Origin of the sequence: Actinomadura mexicana (assembly GCF_900188105.1) — a bacterium.
Taxonomy (GTDB): Bacteria; Actinomycetota; Actinomycetes; order Streptosporangiales; family Streptosporangiaceae; genus Spirillospora; species Spirillospora mexicana.
This window is the reverse complement of sequence record NZ_FZNP01000003.1, coordinates 583,045-608,623: the sequence shown is the minus strand read 5'-3', so window position 1 is coordinate 608,623 and position 25,579 is coordinate 583,045. Positions and strand designations below refer to the sequence as shown.

Annotated in this window: 20 protein-coding genes; 10 read left to right on the top strand and 10 right to left on the bottom strand. The window is 68.6% G+C overall.

Annotation, left to right across the window (positions count from 1 at the left end):
- Positions 1-20: 20 nt before the first annotated feature.
- The 3 genes from CHC11_RS11230 to CHC11_RS11220 all read right to left on the bottom strand — a co-directional run bounded on the left by CHC11_RS11230 (position 21) and on the right by CHC11_RS11220 (position 5,604).
- Positions 21-1,364: an alpha/beta hydrolase gene (locus CHC11_RS11230; RefSeq protein ID WP_218826010.1), complete on the bottom strand. Its 1,344-nt coding sequence runs from the start codon at positions 1,362-1,364 to the stop codon at positions 21-23.
- A 27-nt stretch (positions 1,365-1,391) separates the two neighbouring features.
- A complete protein-coding gene (locus tag CHC11_RS11225) occupies positions 1,392-4,367 on the bottom strand; it encodes a hypothetical protein (protein WP_218826009.1) in 2,976 nt (991 codons plus the stop codon).
- 418 nt (positions 4,368-4,785) lie between these two features.
- A complete protein-coding gene (locus CHC11_RS11220) occupies positions 4,786-5,604 on the bottom strand; it encodes an MBL fold metallo-hydrolase (protein WP_089311567.1) in 819 nt (272 codons plus the stop codon).
- A gap of 113 nt (positions 5,605-5,717) precedes the next feature.
- Here CHC11_RS11220 and CHC11_RS11215 point away from each other — a divergent pair, with 113 nt between their 5' ends.
- Positions 5,718-6,326, top strand: a complete 609-nt coding sequence (locus CHC11_RS11215; protein ID WP_089311566.1) for a helix-turn-helix domain-containing protein — start codon at positions 5,718-5,720, stop codon at positions 6,324-6,326.
- Between the two features lie 141 nt (positions 6,327-6,467).
- Positions 6,468-6,665 (top strand): hypothetical protein, encoded by a 198-nt coding sequence (locus CHC11_RS11210; protein WP_089311565.1) that lies wholly within the window; start codon positions 6,468-6,470, stop codon positions 6,663-6,665.
- A gap of 76 nt (positions 6,666-6,741) precedes the next feature.
- Here CHC11_RS11210 and CHC11_RS11205 read toward each other — a convergent pair whose 3' ends face one another.
- From CHC11_RS11205 to CHC11_RS11185, 5 genes are all read right to left on the bottom strand, one after another.
- Entirely contained in the window at positions 6,742-7,311 is a 570-nt protein-coding gene (locus CHC11_RS11205) for a 3'-5' exonuclease (protein ID WP_089311665.1), read from the bottom strand.
- Between the two features lie 134 nt (positions 7,312-7,445).
- Positions 7,446-8,159 (bottom strand): M48 family metallopeptidase, encoded by a 714-nt coding sequence (locus tag CHC11_RS11200; protein WP_218826008.1) that lies wholly within the window; start codon positions 8,157-8,159, stop codon positions 7,446-7,448.
- Positions 8,160-8,207: 48 nt separating this feature from the next.
- The gene (locus tag CHC11_RS11195; RefSeq protein WP_143227022.1) at positions 8,208-11,465 is read right to left on the bottom strand and encodes a type I restriction endonuclease subunit R; all 3,258 of its coding nucleotides are present in this window, start codon (positions 11,463-11,465) and stop codon (positions 8,208-8,210) included.
- Positions 11,466-11,568: 103 nt separating this feature from the next.
- Positions 11,569-11,757 carry a DUF397 domain-containing protein gene (locus CHC11_RS11190; protein ID WP_089311563.1) on the bottom strand — a complete coding sequence of 63 codons (189 nt, stop codon included), beginning with the start codon at positions 11,755-11,757 and terminating at the stop codon, positions 11,569-11,571.
- A complete protein-coding gene (locus tag CHC11_RS11185; RefSeq protein ID WP_143227021.1) occupies positions 11,754-12,566 on the bottom strand; it encodes a helix-turn-helix domain-containing protein in 813 nt (270 codons plus the stop codon). The genes CHC11_RS11190 and CHC11_RS11185 overlap by 4 nt, the downstream gene beginning before the upstream one ends.
- A 100-nt stretch (positions 12,567-12,666) precedes the next feature.
- Between CHC11_RS11185 and CHC11_RS11180 the strand changes: the two genes are divergently transcribed.
- Positions 12,667-13,083 (top strand): ATP-binding protein, encoded by a 417-nt coding sequence (locus CHC11_RS11180; RefSeq protein ID WP_089311561.1) that lies wholly within the window; start codon positions 12,667-12,669, stop codon positions 13,081-13,083.
- A 4-nt stretch (positions 13,084-13,087) separates the two neighbouring features.
- On the opposite strand, the gene CHC11_RS11175 is transcribed toward CHC11_RS11180, so the two are convergent.
- Together CHC11_RS11175 and CHC11_RS11170 are read right to left on the bottom strand one after the other, a co-directional pair.
- Positions 13,088-14,263: a restriction endonuclease subunit S gene (locus tag CHC11_RS11175; protein WP_089311560.1), complete on the bottom strand. Its 1,176-nt coding sequence runs from the start codon at positions 14,261-14,263 to the stop codon at positions 13,088-13,090.
- On the bottom strand, positions 14,256-16,706 hold the full coding sequence (locus CHC11_RS11170; protein ID WP_245919059.1) for a type I restriction-modification system subunit M: 2,451 nt from the start codon (positions 16,704-16,706) through the stop codon (positions 14,256-14,258). Before CHC11_RS11170 ends, CHC11_RS11175 begins: the two co-directional genes overlap by 8 nt.
- A 114-nt stretch (positions 16,707-16,820) precedes the next feature.
- Between CHC11_RS11170 and CHC11_RS11165 the strand changes: the two genes are divergently transcribed.
- From CHC11_RS11165 to CHC11_RS11135, 7 genes are all read left to right on the top strand, one after another.
- Entirely contained in the window at positions 16,821-18,917 is a 2,097-nt protein-coding gene (locus CHC11_RS11165) for a UvrD-helicase domain-containing protein (protein ID WP_089311558.1), read from the top strand.
- Between the two features lie 27 nt (positions 18,918-18,944).
- Entirely contained in the window at positions 18,945-20,747 is a 1,803-nt protein-coding gene (locus CHC11_RS11160) for an ATP-dependent nuclease (RefSeq protein WP_089311557.1), read from the top strand.
- Positions 20,748-21,041: 294 nt separating this feature from the next.
- Positions 21,042-22,676: an ABC-F family ATP-binding cassette domain-containing protein gene (locus CHC11_RS11155; RefSeq protein ID WP_218826022.1), complete on the top strand. Its 1,635-nt coding sequence runs from the start codon at positions 21,042-21,044 to the stop codon at positions 22,674-22,676.
- Positions 22,677-22,825: 149 nt separating this feature from the next.
- Positions 22,826-23,164 carry a TraR/DksA family transcriptional regulator gene (locus tag CHC11_RS11150; RefSeq protein WP_245919057.1) on the top strand — a complete coding sequence of 113 codons (339 nt, stop codon included), beginning with the start codon at positions 22,826-22,828 and terminating at the stop codon, positions 23,162-23,164.
- A 101-nt stretch (positions 23,165-23,265) separates the two neighbouring features.
- Positions 23,266-23,907, top strand: coding sequence for a GNAT family N-acetyltransferase (locus CHC11_RS11145; protein ID WP_089311662.1), 642 nt, complete (start codon positions 23,266-23,268; stop codon positions 23,905-23,907).
- 190 nt (positions 23,908-24,097) lie between these two features.
- Positions 24,098-24,469 carry a glyoxalase superfamily protein gene (locus tag CHC11_RS11140; protein ID WP_089311555.1) on the top strand — a complete coding sequence of 124 codons (372 nt, stop codon included), beginning with the start codon at positions 24,098-24,100 and terminating at the stop codon, positions 24,467-24,469.
- Between the two features lie 63 nt (positions 24,470-24,532).
- Entirely contained in the window at positions 24,533-25,549 is a 1,017-nt protein-coding gene (locus tag CHC11_RS11135; protein ID WP_245919055.1) for a metallophosphoesterase family protein, read from the top strand.
- Positions 25,550-25,579 lie beyond the last annotated feature (30 nt).

Below are 25,579 nucleotides of genomic sequence, written 5' to 3'. Positions count from 1 at the left end.
CGCGCGTGGCCGGAACCCCTCTACGCGCAGGCGGGGAACAGCCGCCGCGTCCCCGTCCCGGCCGCGTAGGCGGCGGGGTCGCTGAACCGGCAGCCGTAGTCCGGACGCGCCACCACTGACGGCCGCGTGGTCACATCACCCGCGGGCCGAACGCCCCCGCCGATCCAGCGGACGAGATCGTCCCAGGCCGTGCCCGCTTCCGCGTTCGAGAACTCGCAGTGCTGGGTCGTGCGGACGGCCCGCTGGACGAGCAGCCGCGACCGGTGGTTCCGCGCGACGTCCCTCGCGTACATCTGCTCCATGGAGAACGGGACGAACAGGTCCCCCAGCCCGTGCAGGCTCAGCACCGGGACGTCCGGACGCCCGTTGACGCGCGGCACCTGGGAGAGCCGGTTCGACAGCCGCGCCGGCAGGTTCGCGACCCGCACCCGCTGGACCGTCCTGTTCACGTCCACCGGCCTGTTCGGCTCGTACCGGGTGAGAAGGTTGGTCCCTACCTGGCCCGGATCCTCGGCGAGGGTGGCGTCCGGGGCGGGCGGCTCGGCCAGAGTGAACGGGAAGTCCTTCCACAACGCGAACGACGGCACGGCGCCGGGACGCGTCCCGCCCGTCCGGTCGATGACGATCGAGCGGAACTGCTTTCCGCGCTCGTTCGTGGTGTCCGGCCCGCCCGGCCGCAGCGCGGTCAGCCCGAGCGCCGCCTCGATCTTCGGGACGGTCACCGTCGCGTACTGCTCGGTGACCGGGTACTCGCGGACGCCGGACAGGGCCTGGGCGACGAGGTTGTAGTCGAGGAAGTAGTCGAACAACTCGTTGTCGCCGAGGACCCCGCACATGGGAAGCGCGCCGTCGTAATACCCGGGGAATTGCTCCAGCGAGCGTCCGATGATGTGCCCGCCCATGGAAACGCCGGTGATGACGCGCTGCTCGGGGCGGCCCACTACACGGGCGAACAGATCGGCCACGTCACGTGTGCTCAGCACGCCTGCGCGGACGTCGTAGCCGTTGTCGTAGTAGGACGACGAGGCCCACGCGTAGCCCTGGTCGAGAAGGCGTTGCCGCAGGCCGTACTGCGGCGGCTCCACCGTCAGGACGTGACCCTGGCCTGCATAGCCGTGGGCCCAGAGCGCCAGCCTGCCGTTCCACTGCGGCGGCACCTCGATGTCGTAGGCCGCATGGCGGTGGACGCCCTGGAGCACCCGCGACGGTTCTCCGTCCACCTGGACGGGCGCGAGCGGCGGATTGTCGATGGTGTATCCGGGGAGCGGCTGGTCGTCGGGAACTCGATCAGCGCGGGCCGCACCCGCCGGGACGAGCACGGAGATGGCGAGAGCGGAGAGAACGGCCAGGGGGCGGAGGCGCATGGTGCGCATTACATACCGCCCGGTCGGTCAGTGGAACGGCGAGACCGGATCCGGCCTCGCCTCCGGCGCGCGGAAGGAGAGCAGCGCCCCGGCCGCCGCCAAGGCCCCACCGGCTCCGGCGGCGACCATCGGAATCGCGGACGGGATGCCGAGATAGGTCGTGATGCCGAGGATGCGGGAGAGCCCCCAGGGCAGCAGCGCCATCTGGTCGTTCCAGATCGTCAGGGCGCGTTCCAGCCCGATCGCGGCGACGAGGGAGCCGAGAGCCGCCAGCGGGACGCCCGTTCCGACCAGCGTTGCGCCCGTCGCATGGCGCTTCGACAGGCCATAGCCGCCGCGCAGGACGAGGTAGGCGACCGCGAACGTCCAGCAGAACGCGCCGAACGCGACCGTGATGTAGAGGAAGCGCAACCCGGGTTCCGTCCAGAAGTCGTACCAGTACCGGCCGGGACCCCGCCCTGCCAGCGCGACCAGCAGGATCACACTGCGCACCAGCGCGACCCCGCCGATCGCGGCGCCGATCGCGAACCGGTCGCGGCCCCGCGTCAGCCACCGCAGCGTCAACGCGAAGACCAGCCAGGCACCGAGCACCAGCACGAGATGGGCGGGTGCCGCGAACCAGGTGTGGACGGCCCGGCTCAGCACGAGCACGAGAGCGGGCAGTGCCCAGACGAGCGTCCGGTCGACGTTCCCGGACGGCTCGACCGACGCGACTCGCCATGGCCGGGTCATACCGACCCACAGAGCCCGCAGCGCAGCCGATCTGGGCACGCCGAGCAGCAAGACGAGGATGAGGACCAGCAGCAGGCTGCGCGCGAACCAGGCCATGGCCTCGTCCCGATCGGCGTGCTTCATCCCGATCTCGGCCGCGGTGAAGTTGTAGGCCGGAAGGGCGGTGTCCTGGCCGTAGCGCCGCTCGTGGGCGGCGGCGGCCGTCCGGAAGCGCTTCTCCGCTGCGCGCCATGCCGTCCTGGCGGACCCCGAGCCGCTGTCGAGCCACTGCGCGTGCCGCAGCACCATCGTCCGGTAGGCGGCGAGCGTGCCGAACAGGTCGACCTGGTAGGCCAGCGCGTCCGCGAACTGCCGCCTCAGCGCCGGGTCGTGCCAGGACGCGGGGGCCGTGCCGTCGACCAGAGCCTGCATCCTGCGCGCGAGGGCCACCGCCTCGTCGCCCTCGGCGATCGCCCCGTCCAGCCCGGATCTCGCGACCCGGTAGATCGTGTCGAGCGCGGCGCTGTCGCCGGTGACGATGTCCCACTCGAAGATCCACATCATCGGCGGCGGTTCCAGCCCGAGCGCCCTGACCGACGTGCCGGCATACGGGCCGATGTAGAGGCCCTTGCCGAGCGCGCTTCGCGACAGCGCCATGACCTGGGCGATCGCGGACACGGTGGCGGGATCGGCGGAGAACGTCTGCCTGATCCAGTCATGGGTGGCGGCGGCGACATCCAACTCCGGGTCCCAGGCCAGGCGCGCGGTCAGGTACACGTTGACGTCCCACATCTGCCAGAACCCGGTGCGCAGGTAGAGCGTCATGGGCCCGGCCCGCAGCGGGCCGCCGTCCTGCGTCCAGTTCCAGATGCCGACGATGTTCGGGTTCGTGGCGAGGAACGTCCGCAGGGCCTGCTGGTGAAGGCCGCCGAGATCGTTCGGCAGCGCCCCGAACCCCTCGAACTCCCGCCGCGACTGGAACTCGACGATCCGTTTCTGCCGTCCGGTCAGCAGCGTCGTGTTGAGCGGCAGATGGCTGTAGAAGTCGCCCAGCGTGTACTTGGTCGAAACGATCAGGTGCTCGTTCTCGATGCCGTCGAGAACCCGGTGGTAGGACGCCGGATCGGTGTGCATGTCGCCGACCGCGCCGACGCCGACGCTCCACGTCCGGAACACGATGTCGCGGTCGTCGGCGTCCGCCTGTCGCAGGAAGGCCCTGAGCATCGCCCGCACCTGCTCGACCGAGGTCACCTTGATCTCGGAGCGGTAGTCCCACCCGGCGAGCCCGTAGTCCTCGCCGCCCTCCCCTACGCGCACGACCAGGCCGTCCACGTAGGGCAAGGCGGTGAACAGTTCGTGCAGCCCGGCCCGGTAGACCGACCAGAGCCGGGGGCTGGAGGTGTCGAGGTCACCGAGGTACTTCTCCAGCGGCGGTGACAGCGCCAGCATGTCCGTCTGGAAGTAGACCTTCATGCCCATCTCGTGGGCGTACTTCCAACTCGGCCCGAACGCCTCGCGCATCGCCAGAGCGCGCGCGATATGCGAATCACCGGCCCCGTAGACGGCATGACCGTCGCCGACCCCACTGAACGTGACATATTCCAGGAAACCGGGCACGACGACGCCGTTGTAGCCGTTCGCGAGCGCATGGTCCACGAACTGCCGGAACTGCGCCGCGATGGTCGCGACTGCCGACTCGTCCACCCAGGGGGCTCGCCCCGACAACGCCGGTCCGACGGCGTCGGTGTTGAGCCCGTAGTCGTCCCCCACCGCGAAGGCCGCCTTGTCCGCCGTCAGCCCGACCGAACCGTGGTCGGTCAACCGCAACGGCAACACGGGCGCGACGACCCGGCCGTCGTCCTTTTCGGGAAGCACTTCGGCACCGGACCGGATGCGGTCGGCGACCGCATAGAGCCCGTTGGCAGCGCCCTCGGCCGTCGCCGCCTCAAGGAGTAGTCCACTCCCCCTCTGGCGGAGCCGGAATGCCTGGTGCGCCCGTCCCGCCGAGGCGCCCGGCGACGCCACCGACGCCACCCGCGCGACCCGCGCGACCCGCAGAACACCTCCACCCCGCGCATCCCCCGAGCCGATGCGCGGCTTCGGCAGCCCCCGCCCGCCAAGCGCCGAAGCCACGGCCTCAGCGGCAAGCCGCTCCCGCCGCCGCTCGACGTCCGTCCCGCTCGTCGGCAACGAGACGGACGAGAGCCGCGGCGGCGCGGCGACCGACCCGGCCTCGGCGGCCGCCCCGTTCTCCAGGGGCACCGCAGCGGGCGCGGCCTGAACGCCGAGCAAGCTCCCGACCTGCGAAGCGACCAGCGCGCCAAGGGCGAGGACCAGCACTGCCGCTACCAGAAACCCCCGCCGCCGCGACCGACTCCGCACCCCGCCCTCGCCCGGCATGCGGCACATCGTAGATCTCGAACCGACAAAAGGTGAACAGCTGTCACATTGGGATCGGGGGAAGGCTGGGCGGCGCCGCGTCCGAGGACGTGGCCGTGGGCGCCTCCGCCTCGCAGGTACTGGCCCCGGTCGCGGCCTCGCTGCCACCCGGCTCGCGCGTCGTCGTCCCCGACTGCCGGTGGCCATCTGGAAGGGCTGTCAGGTGGCCTTGAAAGTGCTATGTGGTGGCCGTTGTTTGCGCTGGTAGGTGGCCCGGCTGGGTGTCGGCTTGGCCGCCATCGCGAGCGCGGCCTGGAGCAGACGGGCTCGGTCAGCCGATCGGTGGTGCGAGGTATTCCAGTGCGTAACCGTCGCCGGAGGGGGTTACGCGGGCGATGCCGGGTGAGTCGAGGTGGGCGCCGGCCACGAAGTGGTGTGGTTGGGTCAGTTGTTCGAGGAGGGCCGCTCGCGCGGCGCGGGCCTGGGACTGGTCGCCGTCGAGCTCCCAGGACACGTTCGGCTGATCGAATTGGAGGGTGGGAACGTGAACGGTGTCGCCCCAGGCGAGAAGGTGGCCGGTGCCGCTCCTGACGTCGTAGACGGTGTGACCGGGTGTGTGGCCCGGTGTCGGGATCGCGGTGGTCCAGTCGTTGATCGCGACCTTCTCCGACACGGGTACGACCCGGTCGCGGATCGGCTCGAGCCGCCCGGTGAACACCGAGGTGTCGCCCGCGCCGATCCACACGCGCTGGAGTCTGGTGAACGCCTGTGAACCGTCTGGCGCGATCAGGCCGCTCACGTGGTCTTCGTGCTTGTGGGTGATGGCTACATCGGTGACCTGCGCGCGGTCGATTCCCGCTTCGTCGAGCGCGTGGTAGATCAATCCCATGGTGGGGTCGTGCCAGACGTTGGACGCGCCGGTGTCGATGAGAACCGATCGCGTGCCGTCAGTGACGAAGAAGGCGTTGACCGACAGCCGCAAGTTGTCGCCGGCCAGCGGGACGGCGGCCGGCAGCTCATCGAGCGTGTGCCCATCCTCGTCGCGGAGCCGTGTCGGCGGCATGTCGATGTACCCGTCTCGCAACGAGATCACCTGCAGATCGCCGAATTCGAACCTGGCATGGTGCTGGCCACTCGAGATCAAACGCATGGAACCTCCGTCGTGTTGGGCACACATCGCGTGTCTCCGATAGAAGAGCACACATCTTCTTTAGAAGAACTCTACACTGTGGACAGTCAGGTACCCATCGATCGAGGAGCACGGTGGTCGAGCAAGACGCGAACGCAGCCGAGCCACAGCATGGTGACGACCTGGCCGGCGCGTTCGGCGGTAACGTGCGGCGACGCCGCGAGGAGGCGGGCCTGACCCTGGAGCAGCTGTCCACACGGTCGTCGGTCAGCCGGGCGATGCTGTCGAAGGTCGAACGCGGTGAGAAGAGCCCGACGATCGGCGTCGCGTCCAGGATCGCCCACGCGCTCGACGCGTCGCTCTCGGAACTGATCGGTGCGCCGGCTGCCGCCGCGTCCGGTGTGGCCGTTGTCATGCGCAAGAACGATCGCCCCGTTTTCCGTGACCCGGAAACCGGCTTCGAGCGGCACATGGTGTCAGCGGCCCCGGGCGCGGGAGGAGCCGAGATGGTCGTCCACCACCTCCCCGCGCAGGTCTCTACCGGGCTGCTGCCCGCCTATCCGCCGGGTACGGAGAAACAACTCGTGGTGCTCGAAGGTATCCTCACCGTCGCGATCGGCGGGATCAGCCAGACCCTGAACACAGGCGACTCCCTGTTCTTCCAGGCCGACGCGGACCACGGCTTCGCCAACCGAACGAACGCCCCCTGCGAATACATCATGGTCATCTCGCGCAGAACCTGATCGGCCGCAGCTTGCGGGCCTGGACGTTGCCGGGCTCCTCCCGGATCGCCGCGAACACGTCCGCGCCCTCGGATTGCCGCCCCCACGCTGGAACTGCTACTGGAGGTCGGCATCGGCCAGATCCACGACCACGACCTACGGATGGCCAACCGATTCCGGACCGGCCTCGGTCCGCCGCCCGGCGACAGCGCGATCGCCATCGTCGCCCGCCCGGACGCGGCCGAGCGGCTCGCGGCGGCGGGCATCCGGGCATCCGTGCGCAGCGGCGCGGCACGCCTGGCCTTCCACCTCTACACGACAGAAGCCGACGCGGACACCGCCATCGCAGCGCTGACCTGACCCCTGTCACCGTTCCGCAGCGCACCACCGCAACTCGGCGCCGCGTGGCCGAACTCCGCCAAGCCCGGCGGGCCGATCAGAACGCGCCGGTCCGCCATCCCTCACGGGACATGATCTCGAGAATCAGTGCGGCGATGTTCCAGGCGTCGTCGGCTCCGCTGTGGTGACGGCCCTCCAGGGCGAGGCCGGCGTGGTCCAGCGCCGCGCTCATGCCAAGCCTCCGCTGGAGGCCGAAGCAGTCGGTGAAGGCTTGTTTGGCATTGGTGTGCCGCGAGCTGAACGGATAGGAGACCCGGCCGGCCGAACACTGACGCTCGAACTGCTTGCGGTCGTAGTCGCCCCAGCTCGCCCAAGCGCGGGACCGCGACCGATGTTCCTGTTCCAGGAGGGCGCACGCCTCCCGGAACTCGACGCCGCTCTCAACTTCCGCCTGTGTCAGCCCGGTCAGCTCGGTACAGAACGCACTGACCACAGACCGGACAGGACGGACCAGGAACCGGTGCTTGGCCACGCGCGTCCGCGACTCCACGTCCACGACGCACAGCCCGATCTCAATGATCTCGCTGGCCTGTCCGGGCGGCGGCGGCCCGTCCCAACAGGTCGCCTCCACATCGACCACGTTGAGAAACTGACCGAAGCGCTCCATGACCAAGCGACGCTATCGGCGACGCCCACGCCTGACGACTGTTTTACGAACGCCCCTGAACGGTGTGCCCCAGACGCCCTCGTCCAGCCCGCGGAACGTCGCGGATCTCGAACTAGCAGAAGTAAGGGCTCGCTCTAAGGAAGCCAGAGGTCAGGCCCGAGGCGTTTGAGCCGGGCCCGGCGGGCGGGGTAGTCGGGCATGGCCCGCTCCAGGCGCCGCCAGAACCGCTCGCTGTGATCGCGTTCGTGGAGGTGGGCGACCTCGTGCGCCAGCACGTAGTCGATCAGGTCGGGGGGCAGCTGCATCGTCGCCCAGTGGACGTTGAGACGCCCATCCGGGGAGCACGACCCCCACCGGTAGCCCAGGGGAAGAACCTTCAGCGGGGCGCGAGGAGCCTGCATACGTTCGGCCCAGGGGTGGAGACGGGCGGGTAGCCACGCTTTCCCCCGCCGCGAATACCAACCGATGAGCGCGCCGGCCGCATCGTCGAGAGCATCCCGGCGCAACTCCAGACGACCACGCAACAGCCGGACAGAAGACGGAGCGCTGTCCACGATCAGAAGCCGGTGGCTGCGTCCGAGGTAAGGAAAGCCCTCTCCGGAGACGTACTCGCGCTCCGGCCTGCCCTCCCCCAGGGCCTGACGCTCCGCGAGCTTGCCGTACAGCCAGCGCCGACGGCTCTTGACGATCTTCACCAGCTCGGCCCGGTCGACCCCGGGCGGCACGACCGCAGTGACGGCCGCGTCACGCTCGACCGTCAGGCGGACATGGCGGCGACGCTCGCTCACCCTCACCTGTACGTCGAGATCGCCGACCTTGACGATCTCGACGGCCACCGGACCGTCCACGGCCCAAGCTTGCCATCGGACGCCGACGTTCCCGACACCGGCGCACCATCAGGGGCGCGGGATGTCCGCCCGCCAGTGCGAGATCACATCGACGAGCTGGTCCGCCAGCCCCGAGACGAGATCGATGTCCACGTCCTTGGCGGCAAGGGTCTGCGCGACGCGCAGGCGGAAATCCTCGCGGTCGACGGGCTTGCGCCAGAAGTCGCGGCGATGCGTCATTCGCACCGCCAGCTCGAAAACCCCTGCAACGATGTCGCACAGCCACCGGTCGGTCTCGGGCTGGACGACACCGTCCCGGGCCGTCTCCTCCAGCAGCACCCCGTAAAGGGCCCGTTCGGGCGGGCTCAGCGGGTCGTCGTCCTGCTCGGGACGGTCGGCGCGCAGGTCCGCCACGAGGTCGGCCAGCAGAGCGGCCTGCTGCTCCCAGTTGTCGGCGTAGTCGCGCAGGATCTCTTCGAGGCGTTCGCTGAGCATCCGGTAGCGGCGCGGGTCCCGGCCCCGGTTGACCTCGATGTGGTCGCGGACGGCGTGCTCCATCTCGGAGGCGCGGGTCCGCGCGTCCGAGAGTGCCGCGACCTTCTCCTCGAAGTCGTCGGCGGTCAGCGACACCGGCGGCAGCTTCTCCTCGATGCCGAGCGACCGCAGATGCTCGTCGATGAGCTGGCGCACCTTCGCGCCGTAGACGGCGGGGTCGAAGCCACCGCCGTCGACGCGGTAGCGGCGCCGGGCCCGCATCGCGATCTCCGCGTAGAGCGTGGCGTCGGGCAGGTACGGGCTGACGACCGGCTCGGGGAGGATGACGTCGATCGTGCTGAGGAACCGCTTGAGCTCGGCCTCGAACCGGTCGAACCGCGCTCCCTCCTCTAGCGACAGCACGCAGTCCTCCAGGGTGCCGCCGGACGGGACGACGCCCTTCTCCGTGAAGATCGCGCGGAGCCGGCGGCGCATCGGGTCGAGCTTGGCGGCCTCTTCCCGCAGGTCGTACAGGACGCCGTCGACATCCTCGGCCGCATACGCCTTCAGCGCTTCGGCGAGGTGGTTGGCGACACCGTAGTAGTCGACGACGTAGCCGCACTTCTTGCCCTCGGCCGGACGGTTGACGCGGGCGACGGCCTGGAGCAGCTCCGCCTCCTTCAGGGAGCGGTCGATGTAGAGGACCTGCTCGATCGGCGCGTCGAAGCCGGTGAGCAGCATCGACTTCACGATCAGGAAGCCGATCGGCTTGTCGCCCTGGCCGGGGTCTTCCGGGAAGGGCTTCTTGAACGCCTCGATGCGGTCTTCCTGGCTGCGCTTGTCGGTCCACTCGGCGAAGCGGGCCTCGTCGTCGTCCGTGCCCGGGGAGATGACCGGAACGAAGTCCATGGCGCGGAGCAGGGCGAGCTTCTTGTGGGCCTGCACCAGGACGACCTGGCGCGGGGTCAGCTCGTCCAGTGAACTGTCGAGCAGGTGGGACGGGACCGTCTCAGCCTCGGCGACCAGCCGGTCCCGGGCCTTGATCAGGGCCTCGCGGTAGCGGATCGTCGCCTCCCGGCTGTTGGCGACGATCTGCGCCTTGAACTTGTTGGGCAGCACCCCGGCGACGTAGTGGCGCAGCATGTGCCGGGCCTTGGCCTCGATCAGCTCCTCCGCTTCGAGGACGTCGCCCTTGGTGGCGTAGCGACGCTGGAGCAGCTCGCGCTCCTGCTCGCTCTGCTCGGCGAACATGTCCTCGAAGACCTCGTCCAGGTCGCGGCCGTCGCGGACGGCGCCCTTCACCGTGTTGCCCTCGTAGAAGATGCGGACGACGGCGCCGTCCTTCTCGGCGTCGGCGAGCAGGTAGCGGTCGATGATGGGGCCGAAGATCTGGCTGGTCTTCTTCCGCTTCCCCATGATGATCGGCGTTCCGGTGAAGCCGATCCGGGCGCAGTTGGGCAGCGCTTCGAGGAGGTTCATGTGCAGGCGCGAGCCGTGCGACCGGTGCGCCTCGTCGATCAGCACGATGACCGACTCGTCGGTGTTCAGCTCGCCGAGCGAGGGCGCCGCCTCGCTCAGCTCCCCGTCGGACTTCCGGGCGGCCACATCCTGCTGCTTCTGGATCATCACGGCGACGATGCCCGGCCCGTGCTCCCCAAGGAGCCGCTTGGCCTTCTTGACGCTCGTGGCCTCCTGGACCTCCTCGCCGGTCAGCCTCAGCGTCTTGGAGAGCTGCTGCTGCAACTGCGTCCGGTCGGTGATCAGGACGACCTTGGCATCGGCGAGTTCGTCGATCGACCGCATCCGCCGGACGAGGAACGTCATCGTGAGGCTCTTGCCCGAGCCCTGGGTGTGCCAGATGACGCCGCCGCGCCGGTCCTGCTCACCGTTCTCCGGTTTCGTCTCGCCCTCCAGGAGGCGACGGAGGGCGAGTTCGACGGCGCGGTACTGCTGGTAGCGCGGGGCCGCCTTGATCCGGCGGCCGTCGTCGAGCGTCATGAACGTGACGTAGTCGTGGACGATCTCCAGCAGCCGTTCAGGATTCAGCACCACGGCGGCCAGCCGGTTCTGCTCGGTCACGGACCGCTCGTCGCACCCGAGCCCCGACGCGATCTGCGCGTCCGTCCGGGGATACGGGTCCCGCCACGGCATGTAGTGCTCGGTCTCGCCGGTGAACGTCCCGAGCCGCGCCCGCTCACCGCAGGTCGCCACCGTCAGCTGGACGGTGTGGAACAGCTTGCGATTGCCCTCGGGCGTCCGCGTGCTGTTCTGCTCGGCGTACTTGCGGATCTGCGTCACGGCCTCGGAGATCGCGTCGCCCCGGCTCGGCTTCTTGCACTCCACGACGACCAGGGGGATGCCGTTCACGAACAGCACTTCGTCGGGGACGATGAAGTTGCGTCCCTGCGTGCCGGGGACGTCCACCCGGAACTGTGAGACGACCGCGAAGTCGTTGTGCTGCCAGTTCCGCCAGTCGATGAAGTGGACGCGCTGGTCCCGGCCGCCGTCCCAGCCGTCCAGGCCGGGCACGGTCACACCGGAGAGGAGCAACTCGGTCGCGTGTTCGTTGGCCTCCAGGAGGCCGGCCGCGCCGATCCGCGCCAGCTCGGCCACCGCCTGGGAGACGCGGGCCTCGTCCAGCCACGGGTCCCCGTCCGGACCGGGGTTGATCTCGCGGATCGCCTTCCGCAATCGGGCTTCGAGCAGCACCTCGCCGAACGAGCCGCGCCCGGAGACCGCCGGATCCGTCGGCGCGAACACCTCCGGCGGCGCGCCGGCCAGATGATCCCAGCCCATATCGCGGAGCTGCCTCAGCAGCGGAGCTTCGACCTGGAGATATTCGGGCCCGGACACCAGCGTCCCCCGTTCACGTCAGCGCATGGTCACCGTGATCCCAATCATTCCGCCACACGCCCTTCACCGGCCACGAAATTCCCAGCTATGTGGACATTTACCACTACCGGCCAAGCTCCCCGCGCTTCACCCGCTCCAGCAACCCGCTGAACGCCTCCCGCCCGAACGCCAACCGCTCCCCGTCCGGATCCTTGGAGTCCCGCACCCACACCCGGCCCCCCATCTCGGCCAACTCCACGCACGCATCGTCGTTGCCGCCGCCACTGCGGGAGCTCTTGCGCCAGTTGATCACTCGTACGTCCTTAACGTCTGTTCCATCAGGATTCGCGAATCAGACCGAGGCAGGGCAAGCGCCCCGATCTGATCAAAACGTACTTCCAGAAGGGTGGACTCGTCACCAGCTTCGATCAACCGGCCGGCGACCTGGGCGACGGCGTAGGAAACACCCCGCCCATTTATGGTCATCACCTGAAAGTGGCCGTCATGCCCTGGATGCCAACCCGAGGCGCGCGGGACGACGCGAACGCAGACACGCTCCGCCGCCGCGAGTTCAAGGAGGTAGCACAACTGCTCCGCCATCACCTCCCGACCACCCACGACGTTCTCGAGCACCTCTTGATCGATGAGAATCCAGAGGTAGGGCGGCTGCTTACGCCGCAGCACATCCTGGCGCTTCATGCGGGACTTGGCTTCTGTCTCGGCCTCGTCGGCGCGGCCAGCGGCCTTCAGTAGCGCCTCTGCATACGTCTTGGTCTGCGCCAGCGCTGGCACGGTCTTGCCGTGGTACATCTTGAGGACGTCCGCGGCTTCCTCGTACTGGATGTACTGCTTGAACCAGTCCGGATCATGCCCGTTGCAGGCGAACATGTGCAGCCGCTCGAAATGCCCACCGGTGTCCCATGCCTGGTCGAGACGCCTCATGTATGTATCGCGCGGCCGGAGGCGACCGGCTTCCCAGTTGGATACCGTCGCCCGAGTCACATGGACGATCATGCCGGTCTGCGCGAGCGACAGACCACGCTGCGTGCGGTGAAACCACAGGTCAAAGGCCAGCCAGGCCCACAGTGAGGACGCCGGGTCGATCGACTCTCGAACACTCATCGTTCCCCCGTAGGTGTATCGCGCCACCCCGAAATCACTTCAGGTTAAAACGCGCACACTCAGAGTGAGGGCACAATCCGCAAATGGAGGATGGCCCTCAATGAATGATCTTGAACTGGTCACACCGGCGCCCGGGGTCCCCGAGATACGCCTCACCCTGCTCGCCGCACCCTCAACCGTGGTCCTGGCCCGCGAACTCGTCCGCTACGCACTGACGAACTGGGGCTTCGACCGCGAAGTGATCAACGACTCGACCCTTGTCATGAGCGAGATGGTCACCAACGCCGTCAAGGCTGCGCGCGGCCGGCAACTCCGCCTCCGCTGTGCCCTCTACGAGGGGACACCACTCCTGGAGTGCTGGGACCCGTCCCCCGAACTCCCAACCCCCAACACGCCGACTCCCATGGCCGAAAACGGCCGCGGCCTGGCCATCATCTCCGCCTACGCGAAGCAAACCGGCACCCGCCCCTCCGCCACCGGCGAAGGCAAAGTTGTCTGGGCAAAAATGCCCGCGTGAAAACTCAGACCCGAACCCGCCCCGTCAACAAATCCTCCGCCAGACCGTTCTTGACTTCCAGCAGCCGATGCCATCTACCTTGATAATTCTCAGTCAACCCATCAAGAGCTTCTATGCGATCAACCAAGCGGCGTTGCACCTCAAGCGATGGCACGGGAAGACGATGTACACCATACTCCATCGCACTTATATTCCGCTGCCCAACTTCACGGAAGGTGCGATTTACCCACCTTGAAAAAGCATTACCGCACGTCCACAAGAATACGTATCGTGGATCTACCAAGGAAGGGTCAAGACGAAAGCGCACAAGATATCCTGCAAAGACACACCTGCCATACTTCTGCTGAAACAGCAGTGTCTTTCCTGTAGTAAAACCCGTGCGAGCTATTAGTAGATCTCCATCTCGGAGCATATAAGGCGCAGATCCAACTACCGGGTGGCCTACTATCGAGTCATCCCGAAGGCGCCCATACTCGTCGATATCAGTAATGCGCACATAGCGCGGAAGCCCCTCAGTATATGGAACTGAAGGAGAGTTACTGCCGTACTCCCCGCCCTCCAGGCTGAGTTCTCGCAGCGGGAAATCCTCTGCATTATTTTCAATGATCTTCAGTTCAGCCTCAAGAAGTGCCCTCCGAGTAGCCCTCGCCTTACTTGCCAACTGCCGTGTGACCTTGACCTCTCCATCGAGCGCTTCGAGGATCTCCGCGATCCGCCGCTGCTCCCAGAGCGGAGGGACGGGCAACTTATGCTCCGCAAGCTCACGCCTGTTGACCTTCGGGATGCCACTTCTCCCAGAGACGGCTTCAGCAAATCGAGAGAACCGCTCACCGAGAAGAATTGCCAACAGAAACCGCGTATCCAGATCTTTGCGCACCCTGAGCGGGTACATGTCCGCGGAGCATAGACCTGGGAAGTCTACAAGTACGGCTTTACGCAAAGCGGGTCGAATCTTGCTATAAATGACGTCACCAGGCTTGACCACGTACTTGCCGCTCACGGCTCCCTGCTCCGCAGCAGACTGTTTTTCAACCAGCCTCCCGTACCCAGACTCCACATGGTCGGGCGCGACTAGCGTCCAATCTGCGTAGGGCTGTCTTGTTGGATCAACCTGCCCTTCTGGAAAGTCGACCAACTCAGTGAGGCGGCGAAACGTCCAGCCAGAGGGGAGGTCACTCATAGCCGAGCTCCCGCAGGATCTCGTTGACGCGAGCGGATGCGGCGGCGCGTTGGGCTTCTAGTTCGGGAAGGGTGACGGCGTATTTCTCCGCCCAGGTCTTGTAGCGGCCGGCCAGAGCTCTGCGGCGGGTGGCCATGCGGGCGTCCAGGCGGCGGCTGAGGTCCGCCTTGAGAATGTGCATGACGAGGTCCGGCTCAGTCTCGGCGTTCTGGATCTGGCGGACGCCTGCCGCGAGCTTGTCGACGAAGGCGGCTTCGAGCTTCTTCACCTTCGCCTTGGCGGCGGTGAGCTGAGCCTTGAGGCGCTTGAGGACGACCGGGTCGACCGGCTCCGCGTCTTCCGCGTCCTCGTCCGGGGTGGCGGTGGCGGCCTTGACCTTGGCATCGAGTTCGGCCCGAAGGTTCTCGGCCTCCTCAAGTTCCGTGAGGTAGTCGGCGAGGACGAACGGAACCAACGGGTGATCCTTGGCCTTGCGTTTCGCGGCGGCACGACGCTGAGCATTGAGGACGGCAGCGGAGCCCTCGTCGTCGAAGGCGGTCTGGATGCTCGTCAGCCAGCCCTGCACCACGCCGCTGAACTGGTTATATGCCAGAGTGCGGATGTCGGCCTGGACTCCGCCCCACCAGGAGGCGACCGCGCCGGCGAGCTGGAAGCGGTCGAGTACACCTATGGGCGTGAGTTCGGCGACGAAGCTTTCGAGCAGCTCGGCGCGGGTGTCCATGACGCGGCGGGTGCCGGGCAGCTCGCGGAGGCGCTTGGCGTGGCTGTCCCACCATTCGTCGAACGCTTCGCGGAGGCGCTCCTCGGCGGGCGCGGTCAGCTCCGGGATCCGGTCCACCACCGACTGCCAGCCTTCAGCCGGGAAGTCGTAGTAGTCGTCATCCCGGGGCGTGAACAGGGTGTGGACGTCCACGCCGAAGGCGCGGAAGGCCGCTTCGTGCGCCTCCCCCTCCGTCCTTGGAACCCCGCCGTGAAGGTGGGCGCGGACGTCCTGCGGCTCGGGAGGCGGGGTGTTGTCGACGTAGCGGCGGATGTTGAGGTTGAAGTCGTTCTCCGCCAGCTCATCGAGCGAGACCACACGGGCGAAACCTGGAATCTCCATGGTCTCGTCAGCAAGAAATGCTCGATGGGCGGCGACGATCTTCTGGGCGTGCTCGGGGTCGAGATAGTTCTGCGCGCGGCCGGACGTGTATTCGCGGTCCGCATTGATGAACAGCACCTTGCCCTGATGCGACGCGGGCCGGGGCGCGGTGCCGCGCAGGATCAGGATGCAGGCCGGGATGCCGGTTCCATAAAAAAGATTCGGCGCGAGACCGATGACGGCTTCGAGGCGGTCGGCTTCGATGACCGCCTTCCGGATCTTCCCTTCCTCGCCGCCCCGGAAGAGCACGCCGTGCGGCATGACCGTCGCTCCGACACCGTCGCGGCGGAGCACGGCAAGAACATGCTGGGCGAACATCCAGTCCGCTTTCTTACCGGTCTCCGGCGCCCAGCCGTACTCGAACCGATCCTCATGCTTCATTCCGGCTCTCTCATAGTTCTGAGAGAACGGCGGGTTGGTGAGGACGCGGTCGTAGGTGAGGAGCCGTCCGTTCTCCTCGTGCATGGGATTGGCGAGGGTGTCGTCGTTCTCCAGCTCGGCGTTGACGATCCCGTGCAGGATCATGTTCATCTTGGAGATCGCCCAGGTGCCGCCATTGGCCTCCTGCCCGTAGAGCGACAGGTCGCTGGCGTCCTCCCCGTTCTCGGCGACGTACTCCTTCGCCATGATGAGCATTCCCCCGGAGCCCGCGCAGGGGTCATAGATCCTCATGCCCTCGTGCGGGTCGACGAGCCGCGCCATCATGCGAACGACCCCGCGCGGCGTGTAGAACTCGCCGCCCTTCTTGCCCGCCGAGTCGGCGAACTCGCCGATGAGGTACTCGTAGGCCGCGCCGAGCAGGTCGGGAAACTCGAAGTCGTCATTGCGCAGCCGGTACCCGTGCCGGTTGAAGTGTCGGACCAGCTTTTGGAGGCTCTGGTTCGACAGCGTGGTTTTGCCGACCTTGCGGCTGAAGTCGATGTGCCCGACCACACCCTGCAATGCCTCGCCGTTGGCTTCTTCGAGTGCCGCGAGAGCCTTGTTCAGCAGATCGGCGACAGCTTTCTTACCCGACTCGTCAACGATGTGCTTCCAGCGGGCCGTCTTCGGGACGAAGAAGTCGCCGCCGCTGTAGAAGAGCGGGTTGTCTGCCAGTTCTTCGGCCTGCATGCGCGTCCGGCCGGCGGCGAGCTGCTCCTCGACGATCCGTTCCCGGATGGTGTCGAACTGGTCGGAGCACCGCTTCAGGAACAGCATCCCGAAGATGTACTCCTTGAACTCCGAAGCGTCCATCTTGCCGCGCAGGATGTCGGCCGCCCCGAACAGATGCGCTTCCAGCTGCGGCAATGTCAGCTTCGCCACGGACGGGGCCCCCAACTCATCGTGCGGCTTCGAGAGCGACAAACATACAGCCCTGCGCGGACGCCCGGTGGGGCCTAGCATGAAGATCCCGCATGGTCCGTCGGAGGAGCGTCCGTGCCGCAGTTGGCTATCGCGAAGGAGTTCCTCGCCGAGTTCGCGAACCTGGAGAAGCCCGTCAGGCGGGCCGTCCAGGAGGCGATCGACAAGTTCGCCCACCACACGCACGCCGGCCTGCACCTGGAGAAGCTGCACGGCGGCGCCGACCCCCGCATCCGGACGATCCGGATCGACCGGTTCTGGCGCGGTGTCGTCCTCGCGCCCGAGTCCGGCGACATCTACTGCCTGCTGCGGGTGCTCCCCCACGACGACGCGATCGCCTATGCGACGAGCCGCCGGTTCACCGTCAACCAGGTGCTCGGCGTGCTGGAGGTTCGCGACGAGAAGCAGCTCCGGACCATGTCGGAGACACTGGAGATGGCGGCCGGAGCCATACGGAGCCCCCGGCTGTTCGACCATGTGAAGGACTCCCAGCTCCGCTGGCTCGGCATCGACGACCAGGTGCTGCCGATCGTCCGGTTACTCGTACGCGAGGCGCACCTGGACGCGCTCCAGCACCTCCTTCCGGAACTCCAGTACGACGCGCTCGTGGCCCTCGCGTCCGGGATGAGCCCCGAAGAGGCCTGGGAGGAGATCGCCAAGAACCTCGTCGACGCCGAGCGTCCGGAATCGGTCGAGCCGGAGGACCTGCCCGCCGCGATCGAGCGGACCCCCGCCCAGGTCACGCTGGTCGACGGCCCGGAGGAGCTGGCCAAGATCCTGCGGCCGCCGTTCGCGCTGTGGCGCATCTTCCTGCACCCGGCGCAGCGCCGCATCGCCTACCGCGACACCTACCCCGGCTCGGTCATGATCACCGGGGGTGCGGGGACCGGGAAGACCGTCACGGCGCTGCACCGGGCGGCGCATCTCGCCCGGCGGTACGGCGACGGCCTCCCGATCCTGATGACCACATACGGCCGCCCCCTGGCGTCCGAGCTGGGCCGCCAGCTCGACCAGCTCATCGAGGATCCGGGCGAACGCGGGCGCATCGAGATCCTCACCACCGATCAGCTCGCGGCGCGAATCCTGCGCGAGCGCCTCGGCCGCTCCGGCGAGACGATGGACGACCGGCCTCTCCGCGACTTCGCGGACGGCCTGCGGTTGCATCCTGACTATTCCGGCGAGTTCCTCGTGGACGAGTGGGAGGGGGTCCTGCTCGCCCAGGACATCACCGACTACCCCGACTACGAGAACGCGAAGCGCACGGGGAGAGGCGTGTCACTCCCCACGTCCAAACGGCCGGCGGTGTGGGCGGCGATCAAGACGCTGATCGAACGGCTTCGTGCCGAGGACCAGCGCTCGTACCTCCAGACCGCCGACGAGGCCGCCAGAATCCTGCGGGAGACCGGAGAAACGCCCTACCGCCACATCATTGTGGACGAGGCGCAAGACCTCCATCCGGCGCAGTGGCGGCTGCTGCGCGCGGCGGTCCCGACCGGCCCGGACGATTTGTTCCTCGTCGGCGACCCGCACCAGCGGATCAAGCAGCACCGCGTGTCGATGCGGGACACCGGCGTCAACATCGTCGGGCGGACGCAGCGGCTCACGGTCAGCTACCGCACCACCCAGGAGATCCTGGACTGGGCGGTGCGGGTGCTCGGCCTGGCCCCCGCCGACGAGCTGGACGGCTGGCCGGACAGCCTGGACGGCTACGAGTCCCCGATGCACGGACGCCGGCCGATCGTGCGGAGGTTCAAGAGCTGGAACGAGGAGTGCGAGGCCGTCGTCACCCAGGTCCGGTCGTGGCTGGCGGACGGCGTGGAGCCGGGCGCGATCGCGGTGGCGGCCCGTGTCAATGCCAGGGCGAACGACGTCCGGTCCCGGTTCGAGGCGTTGGGCATCCAGACGGAAAATCCCACCGGCCATGGCCGGCACGTGCGGGTCGGGTCGATGCACAGCCTGAAAGGACTCGAATTCCAGTGTGTCGCAGTCGTCGGCGTCGAGGAAGGGCTCGTCCCGCACCCCAAGGCGCTCGTGCCGCCGGAGGTCGACAAAGCGTCCCACCGGGAGAGCCTTCAGCGGGAGCGGTGCGTCCTCTACGTCGCCTGCACCCGCGCCCGCGACCGCCTGTACGTGTCCCACTCCGGGCCCCCGAGCCCGTTCCTGCCGCGCTGACCACGCCGATCTGGAGGAGCCCCTTCCATGCGCCCCCAACGCGTCGCCGTGCACAACGTTCGTGGTGCCGTGGACGTGGAAATCCATCTCCGGGCCTTCACCGCCCTCATCGGCCCGAACAACGCGGGGAAGACCACGCTCCTGGACGCCGTCCGGCTCTTCTACGGCGCCCTGGAATGGGACGGCGACCGTGATCGTCCATGGGACGACGGGATCGACGGCGAATCCTGGGTCGAGATCGACTTCGAGGTCGGCGCGGACGAGGCCAAGGAGATCTTCCAGGAGCCCGAGGAGGCGCAGGTCCTGCAAATCCGCCGCTATCTCACCGACGGCGCGGGTGGCAAGGCGGGGATGTTCTACCTGATGCCGCCAGGCGGGGGTGACCCCGAACCGACCGGCTGGAGCTCGGCGGACAAGCTCGGCCAGTGCGTCTACGTGCCGACCCTGGCGCAGATGAGCGAGCAGACCTCTACGTCAGGTCCCTCCTCGCCCTTACGGGACATCCTGCTCCTGGCGTTCTCCGACCGGTTCTTCGACGGTGCACTGCTGAGTGCCCGAAGGGGACTGAGCGCGCTGGGGGACGCGCTGGCGCAGGGCCCCATCACCACGCTGGAGAGCGACCTCGACGACGCCCTGTCCCCTTGGGGGTTGTCGGTCAAGGTGGACGTCGGCGAGCTGACCAACGAGCTGATCCTGCGGCACCTCATCGAACTGCACGTTCAGCAGGGCGGGACCACGCGCCCGCTGGAGACCCAGGGGTCCGGGGTGCAGCGGGCCCTGATCGCCGCGCTGATCCAGGCGGCCGCGAAGATCCGCTCGACCGGCGAGAAGAACGCGTTCCGGTGGATCCTCTTCGAGGAGCCTGAATCCTTCCTGCATCCGGCGCAGGTGACCCGGCTCGCGCACGACCTGCGCGAACTGGTCGGGTCCGGCGACGCCGCGGTGACGATCTCGACGCACGACCCGACGATGCTGGCGGCGGCGGAGGCCTCGCCGGAAGGGATCGTCCGGGTGCAGCGCCCGGTGCATCAGATCGATGCCGTCTCCCCCACGCCCGTGAAGGTGGAGGCCGCCCTTGCACGGATCCACACGCGCTCGGCCTACGCACTGGGTTCGCGCTCCTGTTTCAGGCGGCCCCGGCTCACCTCGCCGGAGGAAGAACGGCAGCGCGTCCTGTACGACCTGGACGCCCGGCGCGCGGCCGCCTTCTTCGCCGACCGGGTGATCGTGGTCGAGGGGCCCAGCGACGTGCTGTTCTTCGACTGGCTCGCCAGACAAGGCCGTCTCACGGGGCTCGGCCCCAACGTCGGCGTACTGGACGCGTTCGGGAAGTTCGAACTGCACCGGGCGTCGAGCACGCTCTCGCTGTTCGGCATCCCCCATGTCGTGCTGTGGGACGAGGACGCCGCCATGCCGACCGATGACGCCAACAAGCTCAGGCAGAGGCGCTGCCAGGACGATGCGGCTCTCGCCGCGCTGGCCGAATGCACGCGCGAGACGGGTTCGGCGTTCGCCGGCGCGCTCCGCCTCACGGGCACGATCGAGCATTGGCTCGGCATCACCGAAGAACGAGACGGCTCATGGAAGGCCGCCAACATCGGCTCTTCTCTCGCAGTCGCCTTCTCCGGAAGCGACTCACCGATCCCGGGCCGGGTCGGCGCGCTGCTCAGCTTGCTGGCGGACCTGTTCGACGGCGTGGACATGACGCCCCACCGGTCCGCCCCCGAGTTCGCGGGCGCCCTGATCGAGCAGCAGTTGCCGCGTCCGGCGCTGGATCTGACCGCTGCTGTCGCCGCCTTCCCTCGGCAGGAGTGCGGCTGCAGAAGGTGACGACGAGAGACCGACCGGGCCCGTCTACGTCCCGCATTGTGTGGCTGCACGGCGCCGATTCCCTCGCAGCGGTGCTTATTCGGTGGAAGCCGCGGGGCGTGGGCGGGTAGCTTGGGCGGCATGGCACGAGGTATCTGGTCGCAGAAGGTTCGCAGCGCCCGCTGACGGCGGCGCCTTCTCCCTTCTCTGAATCCGCGTTCGCCGTCCCGGTCCTGCCGGGCGGTCTTGTGATTCTGCCCGGCTCCATTGCGAGCTGCGGAGCACCTTTTGAGCCTCACCCCTTTTCCCGAGAGCATGTCCCTGGCCGTCCCGGCGGGCGGCAGCGCGCACATCCGCGCCCAGGACGTCGCGGTCACCCGCGGGTCGCGGCGGGTCCTGCACGACGTGTCGGTGACCGTCTCGGCCCGGTCCCGTATCGCCGTCGTCGGCGAGAACGGCCGCGGTAAGACGACGCTGCTGCACGTCCTCGCCGGTCTGATCACGCCCGATGAGGGCACCGTGCAACGCGCCGGCACGATCGGCCTGGTTCGCCAGGAGCTGGCGGCGCGCGACGGTGAGACCGTCGGCACCCTGACGTCCGCGGCGCTGGCCGCCCCGCTTGCGGCCCTCGCCGCGCTGCACGAGGCGACCGCGGCCCTGACCGCCGGTGATCCGGCCGCCGACGACCGCTACGCCGCGGCGCTGGAGGCCGCCACCCGGCTCGACGCATGGGACGCCGAACGCCGTCTCGACGTCGCCCTCGACGCCCTCGGCGCGTGCACGGACCGCGACCGCCGGTTGGCGACGCTGTCGGTCGGACAGCGGTACCGGGTGCGGCTCGCGTGCCTGCTCGCCGCCCGGCACGACGTCCTGCTGCTGGACGAGCCGACCAACCACCTCGACGCGGGCGGGCTGGACTTCCTGACCCGCCGGCTCCGCGAGCACGACGGCGGCCTCGCCGTCGTCAGCCACGACCGCGCGCTGCTGCGCGACGTCGCCGACCGGTTCCTCGACCTCGACCCCAGCCGCGACGGCAGGCCGCGGCTGTACGCGGGCGGATATGACGCCTGGCAGGACGCACGGCGCAGCGAGCGGGAACACTGGGAACAGGACTACGAGCAGCAGCAGGCCGAGCACCGGCGGCTGCAGGACGCGGTGTCCAAGGCCCGCGACCGGCTGTCCACCGGCTGGCGTCCGGACAAGGGCACCGGCAAGCACCAGCGCCAGTCCCGCGCGCCGGGCGTCGTGCAGGCCCTGAACCGGCGGCAGGACCAACTCCAGGCGCACCGCATCGATGTGCCGGAGCCGCCGCCGACCCTGCGATGGCCCGACCTGCGCATCCGATCGCGGACACCGCAGCTGCGGGCCCATGGCGTCACCGTCGACGGGCGACTGGCCGGCCCGATCGACCTCACCCTTGACGGCGGCGACCGGCTGCTCGTCACCGGACCCAACGGGGCCGGAAAATCCACGCTGCTCGCGGTGCTGGCCGGTTCTCTGCACCCCACGAGCGGACGCCTCTGGAGGGCGAACGGCGCCCGGGTCGCCCTGATCACGCAGGAGACCACCGAGCACGACCCCGAACTCACCGCCCGCGAGGTGTACACCCGGCACGCGGGGCGGCTGGTGGCCCGCGCGGCGCTGCGCGACGCCGACATCGTCCCGCTCGGAGCGCTCGGACTCCTGGACTCCGCTGCGATGCGCACGCCGACCGCGCGGATGTCGCAGGGCCAGCGGCGGCGCCTCGACCTGGCCCTCGCGCTGGCCGGGCGACCCGGCCTGATCCTGCTCGACGAGCCGACCAACCACCTGTCGTCGGCGCTGGTCGACGAGCTGACCGACGCGATCCGCGACACCGGCGCCACCGTCGTCGTCGCCACCCACGACCGGCAACTGCTGAGAGACCTCGCCGACTGGCCACGTCTCGAAATCGGACGCCCGGAAGACTGACGAAGATGGTGGGGGTCCGGCCTGCGGTCGGCCCCCACGCCCCTACGGGCTGGTGGACTCCGCCGCGTCCGTCGGCCGGTCACGGCGTCTGCCTGCGGTGTGGGCGACGCTGCGGAATCGGGTGCCACGCGGGGAGCGTTGTAGGTGAAGTGACCACGGCGGAGGAACGGTTGATCGCGGATCGCGTCGGCACGCTGAAGCTCATGGCGTCGCTGACCGGGGACTGGGAGGGGGTCGTCGAGGCGTCGGCGCAGACGGGGGTGGACGACGAGCACGACCCGGAGGGCGCCACCATCGCTTACGAACGCGCCCGGATCGACGCGTCCTTGAGCCGGGCCCGCACGCATCTGGCCGACATCGACGGCGCACTGGGCCGGCTCCGCGACGGCACCTACGGCGCCTGCGAACGCTGCGGCGGCCCGGTCGGGGCGGAGCGCCTGGCCGCGCGGCCCGCCGCCCGCACCTGCATCGCCTGCGCGAGCACCTGACCCGTGCGGGCGTAGCCCGAGACGACCAGCAGGCCGCCCGATCGGCCGCCGACACGGCTCGGGGCCGGAAGCAGGCCGCCAGACACCGGAACGGGGTGATCATGATCAAGGTGCGCTCCTATGCGGAGACCGACCGCGCGGAACTGCGCGGGCTGTTCCGGCGCGCGGGCGAAGCGTCCCCGAGCGCCGCCCTGTGGGGCCACGAGGACTCCCAGGCGGCCATCTACCTGAACCCGTACATGGACCTGGCACCGGACTCGCTCTTCGTCGCCGTGCACGACGGAGCCCTGGTCGGTTACCTGACGGGATGCCTCGACAGTGCGAAGTTCCCCAGTGAGAGCGAGCGCGTCGGTCGGGCCATCCGGAAGTACCGGCTGGTCCTCCAACCCAGGAATGCCCGCTTCTTCGCGCGCGCGGCACTTGACGCGGCGTCGGTCGTGCTCCGGCGGGAGCCCACCGCGCGCGACTTCCGCGACGCCCGGCGGCCGGCGCACCTGCACATCAACCTGGCGCCGGAGGCACGGGGCACGGGCGCCGCCGACGCGCTGATGGACCGTTGGCTCGACCGGCTCAGAGAGACCGGCTCGCCCGGATGCCACCTGCAGACCCTGGTCGAGAACACCCGGGCCGTGCGCTTCTTTAAGCGCATGGGTTTCGTCGAGCACGGCCCGACTCCTCTCGTCCCCGGCTTCAGGTACGGCGGCCGGCGGATGCACCAGCAGACGATGATCTGGACCCCGTAGCCGGACCGGGTCACGCCGCCCCCTCCACTCGCCGATCCGCTGCCGGAGGAGCCGAAGGGGTCGGTACCCCCCGCCGATGCCTGGCGGAGCCTCACCAGACCGCCCACCTCTACGGCCGGCGCGTGGGTCCGGCCTGAAAGGGTCGATCGCCCAGTGGTGAGGAACGGGCCTGCGGTGGTACTGAGGCGGCATGGACTTCAAGCTGGAGTTGGTCGCGGTGCCCGTTTCGGACGTGGACCGCGCGTTGGCGTTCTATACCGAGAAGGCCGGGTTCGTTCTGGACCATGATCATCGGGTGAGCGAGGAGATCCGGTTCGTGCAGCTGACGCCGTCCGGGTCGGCGTGCTCGATCGCCATCGGCGAGGGGCTCGTCGACACGGCGCCCGGCTCCGCCCAGGGGCTCCAACTGGTCGTGTCGGACGCCGATGCCGCCCGGGCGGAGCTCGCGGGGCGGGGGGTCGAGGTCAGCGAGGTGCAGGAGTTCCCCTGGGGCCGGTTCGTCTACTTCCAGGACCCGGACGGCAACGGCTGGAGCGTCCAGCAGCTCGTGGCGCAGGGCTAGATATTGCTTTGCAGGTGAAATGCGCGCCTGCCTAGGCTGCCGCGAGTGGGACGTACCGTCATCGTGGGTGACATTCACGGCTGCTTCGACGAGCTGGTCGAGCTGCTGGAGAAGGTCGAGCTTCAGCCGGACGACCTCCTGGTCAGTGTGGGCGATCTGGTCGACCGGGGGCCCGCGCCCGGTGAGGTCGTCGGGTTCTTCCGCGAGCGTCCGAACTCGGTCGTGGTCATGGGCAACCACGAGCGCAAGCACGTGCGCGGGGTCTTCTCCTATGCGCAGGAGATCACGCGGCTGCAGATGGGGGACGCGTACGCGGGAGCGGTCGACTGGATGCGGACGCTTCCGTACTTCTTCGAGGACGAGCATGTGCGGGTCGTCCATGCCGCGCTGATCCCCGGCGTTCCGCTCGCCGACCAGAGGGAGGAAGTCCTCTGCGGCTCCACCAGCGGGGAACGGGGGCTGGCGGCGCTGTTCCCGGACGGCCACTGGCACGACCGCTACACCGACGGCAAGCCGGTCGTGTTCGGTCACCACGTCACCGGGCGGGAGCCGTTGATCCGGGACGGCAGGGTCTTCGGGCTCGACACCGGCGCCTGCCACGGCTGGAACCTCACCGCGCTGTGCATCCCCGGCTTCACGGTCCACTCGGTGGAGGCGCACGCCGACCATTGGTCGGTCGCCAAGCGCCGATGGCAGTTGCCGGTGCTGAGGGAGAAGGCGTGGGGCGACTTCACCTGGTCGGAGTTGGGCGAGAAGGTCGCGCGGTTCTCCGGCACGTCCGACGCGGCTTCGCAGGAATGGCTTCGGGCGGTCGAGGAGTGGGCCGGGGATGTGCGGGCTTCGATCCCCACTCTGGTCGACGCGGCGCACCGGGTCGCGGGGGTGCTGACCACGGACGAGATGCGAAGGCATCCGGCCGCGCCCGTGCTGTTCCAGGCCCGTGGCGGACGGCTCGACCCGGGCGTCCTGGCCAAGCGGTGCACCACCCCGCGCCGCGCTCTGGAACTGGCGGCGGCACTGGGGGTCGCCGCCCCCGAACCTCCTGGCCGAACCGCCGCCGGGCGATCTTGTGGGGGATAGTCTGCTTCTTCGAGACGGTGTCGAATAGCG

What these genes read in the sequence shown, in the direction of transcription:
- CHC11_RS11230 (WP_218826010.1), bottom strand. Translation starts at nt 1,364, where the DNA reads ATGCGCCTCCGCCCCCTGGCCGTTCTCTCCGCTCTCGCCATCTCCGTG.
- CHC11_RS11220 (WP_089311567.1), bottom strand. Translation starts at nt 5,604, where the DNA reads ATGCGTTTGATCTCGAGTGGCCAGCACCATGCCAGGTTCGAATTCGGC.
- CHC11_RS11210 (WP_089311565.1), top strand. Translation starts at nt 6,468, where the DNA reads ATGGCCAACCGATTCCGGACCGGCCTCGGTCCGCCGCCCGGCGACAGC.
- CHC11_RS11205 (WP_089311665.1), bottom strand. Translation starts at nt 7,311, where the DNA reads ATGGAGCGCTTCGGTCAGTTTCTCAACGTGGTCGATGTGGAGGCGACC.
- CHC11_RS11185 (WP_143227021.1), bottom strand. Translation starts at nt 12,566, where the DNA reads ATGAGTGTTCGAGAGTCGATCGACCCGGCGTCCTCACTGTGGGCCTGG.
- CHC11_RS11180 (WP_089311561.1), top strand. Translation starts at nt 12,667, where the DNA reads ATGAATGATCTTGAACTGGTCACACCGGCGCCCGGGGTCCCCGAGATA.
- CHC11_RS11175 (WP_089311560.1), bottom strand. Translation starts at nt 14,263, where the DNA reads ATGAGTGACCTCCCCTCTGGCTGGACGTTTCGCCGCCTCACTGAGTTG.
- CHC11_RS11160 (WP_089311557.1), top strand. Translation starts at nt 18,945, where the DNA reads ATGCGCCCCCAACGCGTCGCCGTGCACAACGTTCGTGGTGCCGTGGAC.
- CHC11_RS11155 (WP_218826022.1), top strand. Translation starts at nt 21,042, where the DNA reads ATGTCCCTGGCCGTCCCGGCGGGCGGCAGCGCGCACATCCGCGCCCAG.
- CHC11_RS11145 (WP_089311662.1), top strand. Translation starts at nt 23,266, where the DNA reads ATGATCAAGGTGCGCTCCTATGCGGAGACCGACCGCGCGGAACTGCGC.
- CHC11_RS11140 (WP_089311555.1), top strand. Translation starts at nt 24,098, where the DNA reads ATGGACTTCAAGCTGGAGTTGGTCGCGGTGCCCGTTTCGGACGTGGAC.